Origin of the sequence: Mycobacterium malmoense (genome assembly GCF_019645855.1) — a bacterium.
Classification (GTDB): domain Bacteria; phylum Actinomycetota; class Actinomycetes; order Mycobacteriales; family Mycobacteriaceae; genus Mycobacterium; species Mycobacterium malmoense.
The window spans coordinates 282781-298115 of record NZ_CP080999.1 but is presented as its reverse complement, the minus strand read 5'-3'; the positions used below and the strand labels follow the sequence as shown (position 1 = coordinate 298115).

Genomic DNA, 15335 nt, shown 5'->3' with positions numbered 1-15335 from the left:
CGTTGGCTATCTGCCAAGACAATATTGCGATGTGGTGACGCCGTTCGATGCCCCGCAGGCAGAACTGGCCTGGATGTTTTTGCAGAGCATGAGCGAGGGCGGCGACCTGGACGAGGGCTTCACGCTGCTGAGCGACGACTTCACCTACTGGAGCCTTTTCACCCGCGTTTCCTTCGACAAGGAGACCCTGCGGCGGGTGATCGATTGGCGCAAACAGACCCTCGAGGTCACCATCGACCTGCTCCGCTGCCTCAACGAGGGCGACACGGTGGTGGTGGAGGCCAACGCCGTCGGCACTACCACCGACGGCGTCCGATACGACAGCCCGTTCGTGTGCATCTTCGAGACCCGCGACGGGCTGATCGTTTCGATGCGCGAATACAGCGACACCCGCGCGCAGGCGCGGGCGCTGCCCGAGCCACCCAGCCGGATCTACTGAGCCTGCACGCTGATTTCGGCTTTGTCGGGGTAGAAGGCGACGTGCCCGGCGATCGCCGCGACAGCCGGATACGGCTGTTCGTACGTCCAGATCGCATCCTCGACGGTGTCGCCGGCGGAGGTCCGCACGCTGTAGTAGCTCGCGTCACCCTTGAACGGGCAGTAGGTGCTGGTGTCCGTGCGGATCAGCCGGTCGGACACCACGTCGCCAAGCGGAATGTATTGCACCGCAGGCAAAGTCGCTTCCCGCAATTCCAACGCCGCCGTTGTGTCGGCGACCAGTTCGCCATGGACGCGAACCTGCACCCGTCCCCTTGTCGGCTCGATGGTGATCGGGTGCCCAGCGCTGGGCTCCAAGACTTGCCGATGGGCCATGGTTGATACCTCCTAGAGACGCAGACAACGGGTGCAACAGCGGCCCGCGCTCAACGCTTCCCGGCGTCACGCCGGTCCGAATGCGTAGCGGTGGTATTGCGCCATGTTGGCAACGGCCGGAACCAGCGACATGACCCTGCCCATGGCCCGGTAGGCGCGCGGTAACCGCCCGAAGGTGTCCGATTCGAACCACCGCACCCAGGAAAGCAGCCGAGTGCCGGGCACCGCCTCGAGGATCTCGCCGGGCCCGTCGATTGCCCAGCGCAACGTCGATCCGGAACGCCGCACCACCGTGTTCATCCACTGCGACTTGATGCCCAGCCGGTTGAACGCGTCGAACTGCAACTCCCCACACGGGAAGCGATCGACGACCCGTCGCAAGAGCGCAACGCCGTCCCGTTCGCTCAGATACATGGTCAGCCCTTCCCCGATCATCAGCGTGGGCCGGTCGTTGGGCATCTCGGCCAGCCAGGCCGGATCGGTTACCGACGCGGCGACGACGTGGTAGTGGTCCGCGGCCGGGTAGAGCCGGGTGCGCAGCTCGGCGACGTCCGGGTAATCGACGTCGTACCACTCGACGTGCGGGCCCGGTTGGAGCCGGAAATATCGGCCGTCCAGCCCGCACCCAACGTGCAGGACAATGGCTTTCGAGGCGCTGGAATGCGCGGCGAGAAATTGGCGAGCCCAGGTGTCGAAGTGCGCCGTCCGGGTCGTCACCGACGGCGAATTGCGCGCCGAAATGGCGGTTTTCGTCCAGTCGTAGTCGATCCGCTCGACGATCTCCTTGGCGTGGCGATCGCCCAGTATCGGGTTAGGCAAGTCGGCGTCGAGGGCCTTGGCGTACAACGTCGCCAGCATGGTCTGCGGCGGCCCGTGGAGGTCGACCTGAATGCGTTCCACGGGGCCGAGCCTATTCGGCTTGGGCGGGGGCGCTGCTCTTTTTATTAGCTGCGCGCATGGCGGCCCAGAACCGGGCCGCCTCGCGGATGGATTCCTCGACCGGGCGCGGCTGCCAGCCCAGCTCGCGGACCGCCTTGCCGTGGTCGACGGGGGCTTCGGCCCGCATCATGCGCACCGACTTGAGGCTGAGTTCGGCGTCTTTGCCGGTGAGCCGGGCCTTCAGGCTGCCCAGCGCGCCCAGCGCGTAGAGCGTCGGCACCGAAATCGAGCGTCGCGGCGGCGGCACACCGGCCTCGTCGGCCGCGATCCGCACCACCTCCTTGAGCGCGATCATCCGTTCGGAGATCAGGTACCGCTCGCCGACGCGCCCGCGCTCGGCGGCGAGGATCATGGCCCGGGCGGCATCGTCGACGCCGACGGCTTCCAGTTGGATGCCGTTCATCAGGAAGGGCAGCTTGCCGAAGACCGCGCCGGCGATGAAGGCGCCGTGCGGGGTGCGGCCCCAGTCGCCGCTGCCGTAGGTCGTCGAGACACACATCGCGATCGCGGGCAACCCGGCTTCGGCCACGTACCGCATCACCAGGTCTTCGGCCGCAACCCGGGATTGGACATAGGGAGTCAGGCCCTTGGAGCCGACGACGTCTTCTTCGGTCGCGACGTGCCCGTGTCGCCGGCCCACCGTCGCGTAGGTGCTGGTGAACACGAACCTGCGCAAATCGGGTTGTTTGACGGCGACGTCGAGGACGTTGCGCAGGCCTTCGACGTTGGTGTGGAACAGCGGCGACGGGTCGCGCAGCCACGCGCGGGTGTCGACGACGCAGTAGTACACGTCGTCCACGCCATCCATCGCCTTTTGCAAAGTGGCGGTGTCGAATACGTCGCCGTGGATTCGGGTGAGCGCGAGGTCGTCGATGGCGCGGGTGTTGGCGGTCGGGCGGACCATCGCCCGCACCTCATACTCCGCTGGAGCTCCCTGGGCGACGAGCTGGCGGGCCACATGCGAACCCAGAAAACCGTTGGCGCCGATGACCAGCTTGGGCGCGTTCACGCCGCTCCTCCGTACTGCTGCATCCACTGCGCGGCGTCCTCATCGAGCGTGCCCAGCGCCTGCGCCTTGCGGCACCACTTCATCGCCGCCCGCAGGAAGCGCAGCGGGTTGTAGATGTCTTCCTGACGAGACCACTGACCGTCGCCGGCGTAGGTGATGATCGAGATGTTGGTGGCGCTGATGACGCTGCCGTCGCCGGGGTCGCGCATCGGGTTGTCCAGTTCCATGATGATCCGCCCGGTGGGCTCGTCGATGACAGACCACAACGACGGGAACGCCACCATGTGGCTGCCCGGGAAGGCCGTCATCGTTCGCTGAATCCACTCGCGCACCTGGTCGCGGCCGCGCATGGTGCCCGCCGCGTGCTCGACGTACTCGACATCCGGCGTGTACTGGCCGACCCAGGCCTCCCAGTCTCGGGTTTCGGCGGCGCGGGCGACCGTCTGCTCGAACGTCTCGAAGGCTGCGGCCAGCTCGCTGCGAGAAAACGCTGGTGTGCTCACGCCCCGTTACACCTCACCGGCGGAGTGTAGCGTGGGCACCGTCACGGCCGGTTAGGAGGATAAGCAATGGCCAACACGCAAAAAGCGATCCTCGCCGGCGGCTGCTTCTGGGGAATGCAGGAGCTGATCCGCGAACAGCCCGGTGTGATCTCGACCCGCGTCGGCTACAGCGGCGGCGATACCCCCAACGCGACCTACCGCAACCACGGCTCGCACGCCGAGGCGGTCGAGATCGTCTACGACCCGGCGGTCACCGATTACCGCACACTGCTGGAGTTTTTCTTCCAAATCCACGATCCGACAACGAAGAACCGCCAGGGCAACGACAGGGGGACCAGCTACCGGTCGGCCATCTTCTACCTCGACGACGAGCAGAAGCGAATCGCGCTGGACACCATCGCCGACGTCGAGGCGTCGGGCCTATGGCCCGGCAAGGTGGTGACCGAGGTCAGCCCGGCCGGGGACTTCTGGGAGGCCGAGCCCGAGCACCAGGACTACCTGCAGCACTACCCCGACGGCTACACCTGCCACTACGTGCGCCCCGGCTGGAAGTTGCCGCGCCGCGCGGCCACCGGCAGTTGATTCGGCGCCGCGGGTTCGCCGCAGGTTCAAAGCGGGTTCAGCGCCGGCGAACCACAATCCGCCCGCCGTCCTTCGGGGTGTAGGCCACACCGCGGCAGTGCCACCGCTCCCCCGGCGCCGTAGTGGTCTCAATGGTGAAGTGGTGCAACACCGTTCGCAGCACCACATCCATCTCCATGTTGGCGAACGCGGCCCCCACACACCGCCGGGTCCCGCCGCCGAACGGAATCCACGCGAACGTGGACGGCTTGCTTCCGACGAAGCGTTGCGGGTCGAAGCGCTCCGGGTCCGGATAGACGTCGGCGCTTTCGTGTATCCGCGTGATGGCCACGATGATCGAATGCCCGCCCGGAATGCTCCACTCGCCGAGTTGGAAGGCCGGCGGATAGACGTGACGGGCGGCGAAATCGATGACCGTCCTGGCCCGCTGGACTTCCAGGATTGTCGCCTGGCGCAGCTCACAGCCGGCATCCTCACCGGCATTGTCGGCCTCCTCGACCAGGGCCGCCAGCACGTCGGGGTGTCGGGTGATCCGCTCGAACGCCCAGCCGAGCGTGGCCGCGGTGGTTTCGTGCCCGGCGGCCAGCAGCGTGAGCAGCTCGTCACCAATGTCCTTGCGCGACATGGCCGAACCGTCGTCGTAGGTGCTGCGCAGCATCAACGCGAGCACGTCGGTCCGTTCCTCGAAGTTCGGATCCGCCCGCTCGCCTTCGATCAGCTTGTCGAGGACGACGTCGTACTGGCGCCGCCATTTGGCCAGCCGGCCCCAGGGGCTGAATCGACCATAGGTGCGTTGGGGTTTCGGCAGCGCGGCCAAGCGCGAGCCCAGGGTGACCCACGGCGGGATGAGCCGGCGCAGCTCGTCGAGCTCGGCGCCGTCAGCCCCGAAAACCGCGCGCAGGATGGCATTGAGCGTGATGCGCATCATCGACGGCAGCGTTGCGAAAGGCCGGCCTTCCGGCCAGCCGGCGATCTCGCGCAGCGTCTCCTCTTCGATGATGGCCTCGTAGTTCTTCATGCTCTTGCCGTGGAACGGCGGCGCCAGGAGCCGTCGGCGGCGGCGGTGTGCATCGCGGTCGAGCGCAAAGACCGAACCCGAGCCGAACAGGCGGCTCAGATTGGGCTGGATGTTGCCGAGCTCCTCGGGGCTGGCGGTGAAGACCTGCTTGGCCAGCTGCGGGTCGCCGACGATCACCACCCGACCGTAGATCGGGATGTCCAGCGTGAAGACGTTGCCGTAGCGGCGCGCCAGGCGTTTGATTATCCCCCGCCGTGAAATCGCAAAGATGATGCCGCACAACAGCTTCGGTATCGGGGCCGCCGGGGGCAACTTGACCGCGGGGGGCGCCGGTGGGGCGGTGGCTACTTCGCTCATGACGGTGATTGCTCCCAACATCCGCCCCGTGATCGGGATGGTACGACGGTGTACCACAGGCCTTTCCCGGTACGGTACTCTGTGGTACCAAGCCTGACAAGGGTTGCCGTTTCCAGCGAAAGGGGCGCCGTCGGTGACATCGGTGATGACAGCGGCGGCCGGCGACGCGACGCTCGGCGGCCCACCGGCCGCGGGAGACCCGTTCCGGATGCGGCTGCTCGACGGCCTGGCCACCTCGATCGGTGAGCGCGGCTATCGTGCCAGCACGGTCTCCGACATCGTCCGCCACGCCCGCACCTCCAAGCGCACGTTCTACGACCGGTTCGCCGGCAAGGAAGAGTGCTTCCTGGAGCTGCTGCGGGCCGACGTCGAGACGCTCGGTGCGAGCATCGCCGCGGCGGTCGACCCCGAGGCGGACTGGCACCAGCAGATCCGCCAGGCCGTCGAGGCCTACGTCGAACGCATCGAGTCCCGCCCGGCCATCACCTTGAGCTGGATTCGTGAACTCCCGTCGCTGGGTGCCGTCGCTCGGCCCGTCCAGCGGCGCGGGCTGCAACTGTTGTCCGACTTGCTGATCGACCTCAGTGCCAGCCCCGGGTTCCGGCGGGCCGGCCTGCCGCCGCTGACATCGCCGCTGGCCGTGATCTTGCTGGGTGGCCTGCGCGAACTGACCGCGCTTGCGGTCGAAGACAGGCGGCCGATCCGCGAGATCGTCGAACCCGCCGTGGATGCGTCCGTGGCGCTGCTCGGTCCCCGGCACTGAGCGCAGCCGCGGGTTTCGGCGGCTACGAATCCCCAAGGAAGGCCAGGAGCCGGCCGAGCACCAGCTCGGGTCGCTGCTCGACGATCCAGTGGCCGACGCCGTCGACCAGCTCGACCTTGAAATCGCTTATGCGGTCGGCGTATCCGTCCAGCAGTTCCGGGGTGAGCACGGGATCTTCGGTGCCACTTAGCCAGCGGACCGGCACGTCGACGCGGGCCCCATCCTTGAGGTCGTACTCGCCGCGCAGCCAGCGCAGCAACTCCCTGCCCTGGAAGGTGCGATACCACCGCGAACCGGCCACCGCGTGCCCGGGCTGGCGCATGCACTCGATGTACAAGCGAACGTCGTCCTCGGGCACCAAGAATCCACCGCCGACCCACGACGCCAGCACCCGGTAGAACCGTGCCTTGGGATCCCCGATCAGCCGCGGGCCGATCACCGGCAGCGAGATCGGGATCTGATACCAAAACCGCCAGATGTTGCGGAGCAGCGTGAGGTCTCGGCGCACCCAGGGGGCAACGGTATTCAACCCGAAAAAGCCGGCCACCTTGTCCGGATGGCGCAGCATCATGATGAACGCGACCGGTCCACCCCAGTCATGGGCGACGAGTTTGACCGTCGCAACGCCCAATCGATCCAACACGGCCGCCAGGTCGTCGGCCATGTCGTTCTTGTAATAGCTCGACCGCGGGGCCGAGCTCCAGCCCGCGCCGCGCAGGTCCGGGCACAGCACCCGGTAGCCGTCGGCGGCCAGCGGACCGACCAATTCGTGCCATTCCCACCAGTTCTGCGGAAAGCCATGCACCAGCATCACGACGGGTCCGTCGGCCGGACCCGCGTCCGCGACATGGATCGTGACCCCTTCGCCGAGCTCCACGAATCTGTGTTCGACGCCGTCCAGGGCGGGCATGGTGACCATCTTTGAGAACGTAGCGCTCGCGCGTGAACTATGACAGGAACCGCTCGACATACGGCGCGAATCGGGCGCGCAGACCGTCCTCGGTCAACCCGAACATCTCGGGCGATGTTTCGACGTTTCCCAACCGGCCACGCTGGTGGCCCGCCAGGTAGTCGGCGATCGGCGTTCGTGCGTCTTCGGTGAACGGTTCGCCGGCCAGGGCGTAGACCCGCTCGGCGACGCCGAGTTCGTCGACCATGAAGTCGTCGAAACGGATGTCGATCGAACGGTCCGGGCCGATGGTGTCACGATCGCGGACGAGTGCGGAGAACATCTGGTGCAGACGGTCGACCCAGTACTGCGCGATCTCCTCCACCGGCACCGGCGAGCGGTGCATGCGCGCGGAATAGGTGATCATCGCGATCATCGACAGCGCCACCGGCACCGGATCACGGTGCGTGAACACGACGATGCTGCCGGGGAAAACCCGATCCAGCACCGGCACCTGCTCGAGGTGCTGGGGTGACTTGAGCAGCCAGCGCCGCCCGCCGCGCAGGAACTGCATCGCTTTGAGTTGCCCGGCCAGGTATTCGTAGTGGGGCGTCTGGTCGTGGGCCTGGTAGTAGTCGCGCCAGCGGGGCACGTCGCCAAGGGTCTCGAAGAACATCGTCGAAAAGTCGTTGGCGAGCAGCTGGATTTCTTCGTGGACATGATCGGTGGTCATCTCGTGCATCAGCGCGAAATGGGGCATCACGGTGTTGATGACCCCGACCGCGACGTCCATGCGCGTCCGCCGCGGATCCGGCTGAACCCCCGTCTCCCGCGGCAACGGGAACGGCTCGACGCTTTCCCAGTACGGCATGGTGCGGAAGGTGGGCGGCGCCGCCAGCAGATTGTGCAGGTGGGTGGTGCCGGTGCGGGGCAGGCCGGCGATCACGACCGGCGGGCGCAGTTCGATGTCGTCGATCTCGGGGTGCCGGCTTAGCAGGTCGGTGAACAGGAGCCGGTTCTTGAGCAACTGCAGCAGTTGCCCGTAGAAGTTGACCACGCCAGCCGCGTGCAGCCCGCCGATGTCACGCAGCGCGGCGAGGTAGACGTCGAGCCTTTCGCGGTAGTCGCGGTAGTCGCGGACTCCCCGGGGGCCGAAATTGTGCAGGCCGGTGTCGGCGCTGGCGTGCGCGTGCAGCGCGTCGGCGTCCAACGGGCACTGGGGCGCCATCGCGGCCATCATGTCGAGGATCTGCTGGGCCTCGGCGCTAAATCGGGGCTGGGTTAGGTCGTCAAGCCGGACGTGGGTCACGGCGACTTATGTTACTCTGAGTTTCGTAATGGTTGTTGATTTTGGCCGGCCCCGTGACCCACGTATTGACGCCGCTGTGCTGCGCGCGACGGTCGAGCTTCTCGCCGAAACCGGTTACGCCGGGCTGCTGGTCTCCGCCATCGCCGAGCGGGCCGGCACCAGCAAGCCCGCGATCTACCGGCGCTGGCCGAGCAAGGCGCACCTGGTACACGAGGCGGTGTTCCCGATCGGCGCCGCGACGGCGATTCCCGACACCGGCTCGCTGCCCGGGGACCTGCGCGAAATGGTCCGCCGCACAATGGCTTTCCTGACGACGCCGGCCGCCAAGGCGGCCTTGCCGGGACTCATCGGCGAGATGGCGGCGGATCCGACCCTGCATTCGGCGCTGTTGGAGCGCTTCGCCGGCATCATCGCCGGCGGCCTCGTCGAGCGGCTCGCACGCGCCGCGGCCTCCGGTGAGGTCCGGGCCGATGTGACCGCTGCCGAACTGGCCGCCGAACTGGCAGAAGCCATCGCCGGCCTCACCCTGATGGCCCTGCTCACGCGCGGCGCCGACCTTGACGACGCCTGGGTCGACCGCACGACCACGTTGCTCCTGAAAGGAATCCTGAAAGGAACCACAGCATGACGCACGAATCGGCCACCGCGTGGAAAGAGCTCTTGGCGACTATCGGCGACCTTGACCGTTCGTTCCTCGAGGGCGATCGTGCGGTTACCGACGACCGGCACATCGCCGACGGCTATCGCATGCTCGCCGCCACGCTGGGCGTGGCGTTCGATGCCTACCTGTTCCCCGAACCCGGCCGGCCGCAGTTCGTCGCGGTGAACACGCCGTTCCGTCGCGATCGTCGGTGGGGCGGCGACAACACCGACGCCTATTACTTCCTGTGCCCGGTCGATCCGGAGCGGCGCTACCGCATCAGCGGCAATCGGGGCGACAGCGTGTACTTCTCGGTGACCGCCTACAACGAACCGTCGCCCGGCGCGTGGTCGGACCGGGTCGTCGCGATCGTCCGTGACAGCGACCTCGATGTCGACGCCGACGGCAACTTCTCCTTCGAGCTCGGTCCCACGCCCGGCGCGGCGGTGCTGATGACCCGTGACTACCAGGCCGACCCACTGACCGGCCGCCCGGTCGTCTGGCGCATCGAGGCACTCGACGAGCCGGACCCCATACGACACGGCGACGCGGAGACCGCCGCCCGGCTGCGGGCGGCGGCGACCTGGATGCGCACCATGTTCGCCATCGTGCCGCTGGTTGTCGGGGCGCGAGCGGACGACGCGCACGCGCTGGGGCACGAGACCGCCCACGCCGCAAACCAATTCGCCGATCCCTACCAGGTGCCCGACGCCAACTTCGGCTGGTCGGCGCGCGATGCCTGCTACTCCTACGGCAGCTTCGTGCTCGACGACGACGAAGCACTGGTCATCACGCACCGGCCGCCGTCGTGCAGGTTCTGGAACATGGTGGTGTGGAACCAGTTCATGGCCACCTATGGCGCCTCGGAGGGCCCCGACGCCCGTTGCTCGATCAACGGCCACAGCGCCATCGCCAACGGCGACGGCTCCGTGACGATCGTCTTGTCCCGCGCGATGACGGCCCACCCGAATTCGGTGACCGCGCTGGGCTATCCGCGAGGCAACCTCGCCTTCCGCTGGTTTCTCGCCGACGGGGTGCCGGCGCGGCCCGAGGTAAAACTCGTGAAGGTGTCGGAAGCGCCGACGGCGGTGCATTAAGGGCGCGCTAAACCTCGCGGGCCAGCTCGATGGCCCGGCCGAGCGTCGAAAGCTTGACGTCGAGCGTGTCGCCCGCGGGATACAGCCGCACGGTGTTCACGCCGGCATCGCGCCAGACCGCCAGCCGCGCGCGAACCATGTCCTCGGTCCCGATGAGCGTGGTCGCCAAGACCATGTCGTCGGTCACCAGCCCCGCCGCGCCGTCGCGGTCGCCCCGCTGCCAGCGGTCGCGCACCTCGGCGGCGACGTCGGCCCAGCCTTGCCGGCTGTAGGCCCGGTTGTAGAAGTTGGTGCTCGAGGACCCCATGCCGCCGAGGCTGAACGCCAGCTCCTTCCTGCGGGCCGCGACCATGCCGCGGAGCTCGTCTTCGTCTGAGGCGAAGGCGACTTCGGCGCCCTGGCAGATGTCGATGTCGGCGCGGGTGCGACCGGCGGCCGCCAGCCCGGCGTCGAGGTGGGAGAAGTAGGCGTCCCCGGCGCCCTCGGGAACGAAGCTGGTGCCCAGCCAGCCGTCGGCGATCCGTCCGGTCAACCGCAGCATCGCCGGTGACAGCGCGGCCAGGTAGATCGGAATGGTGTGCTCGGGCCGAGTCGACAACCGCATCGGCACCGCCTCGCCGCCGGGATGCGGGATCTGAAACTCGTTGCCGGAGTGGGAGATTTTGCCTCCCGCGAAGACCTGACGCACGATGTCGACGGTTTCGGCGATGCGTGCCAGCGGCCGGCTGAACGAGACGCCGTGCAGGCCCTCGATCACCTGTGGGCCGGAGGCGCCCAGGCCCAGCAGGAATCGCCCGTTCGACAGGTTGGACAGCGTGATCGCGGTCTGGGCGACCAGGACGGGCGAGCGGGTGCCGACCTGCAGGACGCCCGAGCCGAGCAGCATCCGCCGGGTGCGGGCCGCGAGGTAACCCAGCGCCGACGGCGCGTCCGCACCCCACGCCTCGGCGACCCAGCAGACGTCGAGACCCAGCTTCTCCGCCTCGACGACGAAATCGATCGCATCCCTACCGACGCCGGACAACTCGACCGTCGTCGCGGTGCGCATCACCGCACCCCGTGCTCGGCCAGCCTCTTGATCGCCGCGAGGGTCCTGCCGATGGCGGTCTCGAACTCCCGCAGCCGCACGAACACGATCTTTTGTTCCTTGTCGGGCATCGAGTCGATCGCCACCGACAACCCCGAACGTCCCGGGCCCATCTGCATCCAGTAGCTGAGCACGGTGCCGCCGTCGCGGGGTGCCAGCCGGAATCGCCACGTCGCCGCGGGATTGTCGGAGTCGCCTACCGCCCAGGCGAATTCGCGTGGCTCGTCGTAGGAGACGATCTGCGAGGTGGTGCTCCATTGCCCGAACGCTTGGTGTTCGTTGTGTCCGACGAAACGGGCGCCGACTCGGGGCTTGTCGGCCCCGCCGACCCACTCCACCGACTGCAGCTCGTTGCTGAGGCTCGGCATCAGCTCGACGTCGGAGACCAGGCTCCACACCCGGGCGGGGTCGGCGTCGATCCACGTCGAGGCTTCCACCGTTGGCTTGTCTGCGTAGCGCGCGCCGGTCCATTCCACGGGCCCCATTGTGCCCCGCTTGGATCGAGACTGCGTCCAGTGCTGGACCGCCGTCCAAGAGACGCACCTGTGCGCAGGCTCGGCGCCGTCAGCGCGGGCTCACGCGACGGCGGGCGCTCGATCGGCCGGCCTGCTCGAGGCCGCGCGCCGCGGGGACCAGGAGTCCGGGAAGGTCAGCCTGACGATCTTGCGGACGACGGTGCCGAACTGTCGCGGCAGTGGACCGCGGTTGTAGGGGATGCCGTAGCGTTCGCAGATCTCTTGCACCTCGGGCGCGATCTCCGAATACCGGCGCGCCGGTATGTCCGGGAACAGGTGGTGCTCGATCTGGTGCGAAAGGTTGCCGGACAGCAGGTGAAAGACCTTGCCCCCGGTCAAGTTTGCCGAACCGAGGACCTGGCGAAAGTACCACTGACCGCGGGATTCGTCTTTGGTCTCCTCGACGGTGAATTCCTGAGTGCCGTCGGGGAAGTGGCCGCAGAAGATGATCATGTACGACCACACGTTGCGCATCAGGTTGGCCGAGAGATTGCCGGAGAAGACGAATGGGGCGAACGGCCCGGCCAGCAGCGGGAACGCGACGTAGTCCTTGAGCGTCTGGCGGCGCGTCTTTTTCCAGATCTCCCGAAGCACCTCACGCTTGTCGACGAGCCTGATCTCCCTCGAGCGAATGCGCTCGGTTTCCAGTTCGTGCAGCGCGACGCCGTACTGGAACAACACCATCAGCAAGAACGCGTAGAGCGGGTTGCCGAGGAAGTAGGGCTCCCAAGGCTGGTCTTCGCTCATCCGCAGGATGCCGTAGCCGATGTCGCGGTCCATCCCGACAATGTTGGTGTAGGTGTGGTGCATGTAGTTGTGCGAATGCCGCCACTGATCGGCCGGGCACGCCGTGTCCCACTCGAAGGCGCGACCCGAGATCGCCGGGTCACGCATCCAGTCGTACTGGCCGTGCATGACGTTGTGGCCAATCTCCATGTTGTCCAAGATTTTCGACAGGCCCAGCATCGCGGTGCCCAACAGCCAGGCCGGCGGCAGGAAGAGCAGGGCGCGTCCGCCGACTTCCAGTGCACGCTGGGCTTTGATGACGCGGCGGATGTATTCGGCGTCTTGTTCGCCGAGGTCTGCCAGCACGCGTTCCTTGATGGCGTCGAGTTCGCGGCCGAATGCGTCGGCCTGCTCGGGGATCAGGGTGATCTTGTTATCTGACATGACGTTTTCTCCCATCATCTCGGGGCGTTTACAGCGACAGATCGACGTCGCCGACGGGGACCGACACGCAGATCTGGACGTTTTCGTCGGGGGCCGTCGAGACCGCGCCGGTGATCAGGTTGCGCACGGTGCCGACGGCCTTGCGCCGGGTGCAGGTGTGGCAGATGCCCATCCGGCATCCGTATTCTGGCGTCAGACCGGCCGATTCGGCCTGTTCCAGTATCGAGCGCCCGTCGTCGACCACGTCAACACCGCTGTCGGCGAACGTGATTCGCCCACCCGACGGATTGGCCGGCGGCTCGAGCACGGGCGGGACGAAGCTCTCGGTGTACACGTTGTCGCAGTGTTCTCGCACGGCCTCGACCAAAGCCGTTGGACCGCAGACGAACACCGCATCGGGTGAGGGCATGGCGGCGGCCAGGTGCTCGGGCCCGAAGCGACCGGTCAGGTCGCCGGCATCCGATCGCGTGTAGCCGTGCAGCACGCGAACGCCGGGCCGATCTTTATGGGCGGCCAGCTCGTCGCGATAGCACGCCTCCGCAGCGGCGCGCGCGTAGTGCACGAACGCGATCTCACCCCGATGGCCCTCGGCGATCAGCGTGCGCAGCATCGCCATGACCGGTGTGATGCCGCTTCCGCCGGAGACAAACAGGATCCGCCGCGGCCGCGCCGCGGGCAACACGAAGTCACCACCCACGCCGGCCAGGCCGACCATCATGCCGCGACGGGCCCGCTCATATAGGTGGGTCGAGACGAGTCCGCCCTCGTGATGACCGATCGTGAGCTCGAGGGTGGCGCTGCATTCGGCGTTGGCCGGTGAATAGCAGCGGGCGTGCCGGCGACCGTCGATGTCGACGGTGAGGTTGACGTGCTGGCCGGCCTTGACGGTGTAGGTGGACGTGAAGGCCGCGTTGGGAGCCAGCGTGAGGGTGACGCTGCGCGGCGTGGTCCGGCGCGCGTCGATGACCTTGGCGCGGGCTTCGCCCAGCGTCCAGGTTGGCGCCACCAGCTCGGTGTAGCGGTCCACGCCGTGTGGACCGGTGAGCAGGTCTACCAGGTCCGAACCCAGGACTCGCTTCCCAAGCGTTTGGGCGAGGTTTCGAGCAGGATTTTGAGTGAACATATGTACACCGTGCGACCGTCGTGCGGGGATAGTCAAGGGTTTACCGCAGGTCTGTGGTACGGTTCACACAGTGAACAGCCGTACTCCTAGCTCACGGCCGCACCGGTCGAGCCGCGAGCGTTCACGCAAAAACCCGTCGCGTGAGCAGCGCAAGGAGGCCACGCGCCGTGCCATCATCGCCGCGGCACTCAAGCTGCTGCACGACCGCAGCTTTTCCAGCCTGAGCCTGCGCGAGGTGACCCGGGAGGTCGGGATCGTGCCCGCGGCGTTCTACCGGCATTTCGAGTCGATGGAGGCCCTTGGGCTGGTGCTGATCGACGAATCGTTTCGCAGCTTGCGCGACACCCTGCGCGAGGCCCGCACCGGCAGGCTCGACCCGAACCGGGTGATCGAGTCATCCGTCGAGATCCTGATCGCCAGTGTCGCCCAACGACGGGAGCACTGGCGTTTCATCGCCCGGGAGCGCAACAGCGGGGTGAGCGTGCTGCGCTACGCCATCCGCACCGAGATCCGGTTGATCACCTCCGAGCTGGCCACCGACCTGGCGCGTTTCCCGGGACTCAACGAGTGGTCCACCGAGGACCTCAATGTCTTGGCGACGCTTTTCGTGAACGCGATGATCGTCATCGCCGAGGCAATCGAGGACGCGCAAAGCGCCGAGGCGCTGGAAGACATCCGGCGGATCGCCGTCAAGCAATTGCGGATGATCGCCGTCGGCATAGCCGGCTGGCGAAGCAGCCCCTGAAAACGTTCGCTTCGCCCTCGGAGTGAACATCTAGCCGCGGTGAGCGCGCCGGGGCCGCCTTCCTCGGGAAAGTCCGCGGGGTCGACCAAGTCGCCCGCATCGAAGTCGCCATTGTCACCAGCCATACGCAACGGTTGCCCCGGCCCCCGGGGATTAAACGCGGCGACCTGTTATCGCGGCGCCCGCCACATCGCCCACAGCGGCGGCCCGCCACCGGGCAACCCGATCTCGCGGGTGACCGTGAAGCCGAAACGCTCGTAATACGGCACGTTTTCGGGTTTTGTCGACTCGAGATAGGCCGGACAATATTCGGCATCGCAGCGGTCCAGCCGCGACCGCAGCAAAGCCTGCCCGAAGCCCCGACCGCGGACCGTCGGGTCGCTTCCGATCACGGCCAAATACCAGTGCGGTTCTTCGGGGTGTGTGCGCTTCATCAGTTCCTGTACGGCACGTCCCCGCATCGAACGGAGCCCGAAGACCCGGATGAACGTCGGCGTCATCGCGAGCTGCCCGCGGCGCGTTTCCTGCCATTGATTCGGCGGGTCCCACAGCGCGGCCGCACCGATGCCCGGCCCGTCGCAGGCCACCTCCACGCCGCCGCGGGCCAGATGGTGGTGACGGGTCATCGTCGCGAACAACCGGTATAGCTGCGCGGTCCGCGCCTTCTCGTTCGGGAGGAGCCAGATCATCACCGGGTCGTCGTAAAACGCCCGGGCCAGGGTGCGTGACAGGTCGCGGACATCGGCTTTGCGCGCCGGACGCGCCTGCGGGCTCAC

General features: G+C 67.2%; 18 protein-coding genes. 6 read left to right on the top strand and 12 right to left on the bottom strand.

Annotated elements, in window-relative coordinates; genetic code table 11:
- The first annotated feature begins 31 nt into the window (after positions 1 to 31).
- Positions 32 to 439, top strand: coding sequence for a nuclear transport factor 2 family protein (locus K3U93_RS01395; RefSeq protein ID WP_071512612.1), 408 nt, complete (start codon positions 32 to 34; stop codon positions 437 to 439).
- Here the strand turns inward: K3U93_RS01395 and K3U93_RS01390 are convergent.
- The 4 genes from K3U93_RS01390 to K3U93_RS01375 all read right to left on the bottom strand — a co-directional run bounded on the left by K3U93_RS01390 (position 433) and on the right by K3U93_RS01375 (position 3264).
- Positions 433 to 813 carry a DUF427 domain-containing protein gene (locus K3U93_RS01390; RefSeq protein WP_083009065.1) on the bottom strand — a complete coding sequence of 127 codons (381 nt, stop codon included), beginning with the start codon at positions 811 to 813 and terminating at the stop codon, positions 433 to 435. The two genes, K3U93_RS01395 and K3U93_RS01390, sit on opposite strands and share 7 nt — an antisense overlap.
- Positions 814 to 879: 66 nt before the next feature.
- On the bottom strand, positions 880 to 1704 hold the full coding sequence (locus K3U93_RS01385; protein WP_083009175.1) for a class I SAM-dependent methyltransferase: 825 nt from the start codon (positions 1702 to 1704) through the stop codon (positions 880 to 882).
- A gap of 19 nt (positions 1705 to 1723) precedes the next feature.
- Positions 1724 to 2761, bottom strand: coding sequence for an NAD-dependent epimerase/dehydratase family protein (locus K3U93_RS01380; protein ID WP_083009063.1), 1038 nt, complete (start codon positions 2759 to 2761; stop codon positions 1724 to 1726).
- Complete coding sequence (locus K3U93_RS01375; protein ID WP_083009061.1) at positions 2758 to 3264, bottom strand: nuclear transport factor 2 family protein; 507 nt, start codon at positions 3262 to 3264, stop codon at positions 2758 to 2760. Before K3U93_RS01375 ends, K3U93_RS01380 begins: the two co-directional genes overlap by 4 nt.
- A gap of 66 nt (positions 3265 to 3330) precedes the next feature.
- Here K3U93_RS01375 and msrA point away from each other — a divergent pair, with 66 nt between their 5' ends.
- The gene (gene msrA / locus K3U93_RS01370; RefSeq protein WP_071512616.1) at positions 3331 to 3846 is read left to right on the top strand and encodes a peptide-methionine (S)-S-oxide reductase MsrA; all 516 of its coding nucleotides are present in this window, start codon (positions 3331 to 3333) and stop codon (positions 3844 to 3846) included.
- Between the two features lie 37 nt (positions 3847 to 3883).
- Here msrA and K3U93_RS01365 read toward each other — a convergent pair whose 3' ends face one another.
- Positions 3884 to 5221 carry a cytochrome P450 gene (locus K3U93_RS01365; RefSeq protein WP_083009173.1) on the bottom strand — a complete coding sequence of 446 codons (1338 nt, stop codon included), beginning with the start codon at positions 5219 to 5221 and terminating at the stop codon, positions 3884 to 3886.
- Between the two features lie 145 nt (positions 5222 to 5366).
- On the opposite strand from K3U93_RS01365, the gene K3U93_RS01360 reads away from it, so the two are divergent.
- Positions 5367 to 5984, top strand: coding sequence for a TetR/AcrR family transcriptional regulator (locus tag K3U93_RS01360; RefSeq protein WP_071512617.1), 618 nt, complete (start codon positions 5367 to 5369; stop codon positions 5982 to 5984).
- Between the two features lie 22 nt (positions 5985 to 6006).
- On the opposite strand, the gene K3U93_RS01355 is transcribed toward K3U93_RS01360, so the two are convergent.
- Together K3U93_RS01355 and K3U93_RS01350 are read right to left on the bottom strand one after the other, a co-directional pair.
- Positions 6007 to 6903: an alpha/beta fold hydrolase gene (locus K3U93_RS01355; protein ID WP_083009059.1), complete on the bottom strand. Its 897-nt coding sequence runs from the start codon at positions 6901 to 6903 to the stop codon at positions 6007 to 6009.
- A 28-nt stretch (positions 6904 to 6931) separates the two neighbouring features.
- Positions 6932 to 8113, bottom strand: coding sequence for a sulfotransferase family protein (locus K3U93_RS01350; RefSeq protein ID WP_139796740.1), 1182 nt, complete (start codon positions 8111 to 8113; stop codon positions 6932 to 6934).
- A 97-nt stretch (positions 8114 to 8210) separates the two neighbouring features.
- Here K3U93_RS01350 and K3U93_RS01345 point away from each other — a divergent pair, with 97 nt between their 5' ends.
- Together K3U93_RS01345 and K3U93_RS01340 are read left to right on the top strand one after the other, a co-directional pair.
- On the top strand, positions 8211 to 8810 hold the full coding sequence (locus K3U93_RS01345) for a TetR/AcrR family transcriptional regulator (RefSeq protein ID WP_083009055.1): 600 nt from the start codon (positions 8211 to 8213) through the stop codon (positions 8808 to 8810).
- Positions 8807 to 9919 carry a DUF1214 domain-containing protein gene (locus K3U93_RS01340; RefSeq protein ID WP_083009052.1) on the top strand — a complete coding sequence of 371 codons (1113 nt, stop codon included), beginning with the start codon at positions 8807 to 8809 and terminating at the stop codon, positions 9917 to 9919. The genes K3U93_RS01345 and K3U93_RS01340 overlap by 4 nt, the downstream gene beginning before the upstream one ends.
- Before the next feature lie 7 nt (positions 9920 to 9926).
- On the opposite strand, the gene K3U93_RS01335 is transcribed toward K3U93_RS01340, so the two are convergent.
- From K3U93_RS01335 to K3U93_RS01320, 4 genes are all read right to left on the bottom strand, one after another.
- Positions 9927 to 10967 (bottom strand): LLM class flavin-dependent oxidoreductase, encoded by a 1041-nt coding sequence (locus K3U93_RS01335; protein WP_083009050.1) that lies wholly within the window; start codon positions 10965 to 10967, stop codon positions 9927 to 9929.
- On the bottom strand, positions 10967 to 11491 hold the full coding sequence (locus K3U93_RS01330) for an SRPBCC family protein (RefSeq protein ID WP_176219870.1): 525 nt from the start codon (positions 11489 to 11491) through the stop codon (positions 10967 to 10969). Before K3U93_RS01330 ends, K3U93_RS01335 begins: the two co-directional genes overlap by 1 nt.
- Positions 11492 to 11581: 90 nt before the next feature.
- A complete protein-coding gene (locus tag K3U93_RS01325) occupies positions 11582 to 12691 on the bottom strand; it encodes a fatty acid desaturase family protein (RefSeq protein WP_083009171.1) in 1110 nt (369 codons plus the stop codon).
- A 28-nt stretch (positions 12692 to 12719) separates the two neighbouring features.
- The gene (locus tag K3U93_RS01320; protein ID WP_083009045.1) at positions 12720 to 13814 is read right to left on the bottom strand and encodes a ferredoxin reductase; all 1095 of its coding nucleotides are present in this window, start codon (positions 13812 to 13814) and stop codon (positions 12720 to 12722) included.
- 70 nt (positions 13815 to 13884) lie between these two features.
- Here K3U93_RS01320 and K3U93_RS01315 point away from each other — a divergent pair, with 70 nt between their 5' ends.
- Complete coding sequence (locus tag K3U93_RS01315) at positions 13885 to 14559, top strand: TetR family transcriptional regulator (protein WP_083009043.1); 675 nt, start codon at positions 13885 to 13887, stop codon at positions 14557 to 14559.
- Positions 14560 to 14729: 170 nt separating this feature from the next.
- Here the strand turns inward: K3U93_RS01315 and K3U93_RS01310 are convergent, their stop codons facing one another.
- Positions 14730 to 15335, bottom strand: coding sequence for a GNAT family N-acetyltransferase (locus tag K3U93_RS01310; protein ID WP_083009040.1), 606 nt, complete (start codon positions 15333 to 15335; stop codon positions 14730 to 14732).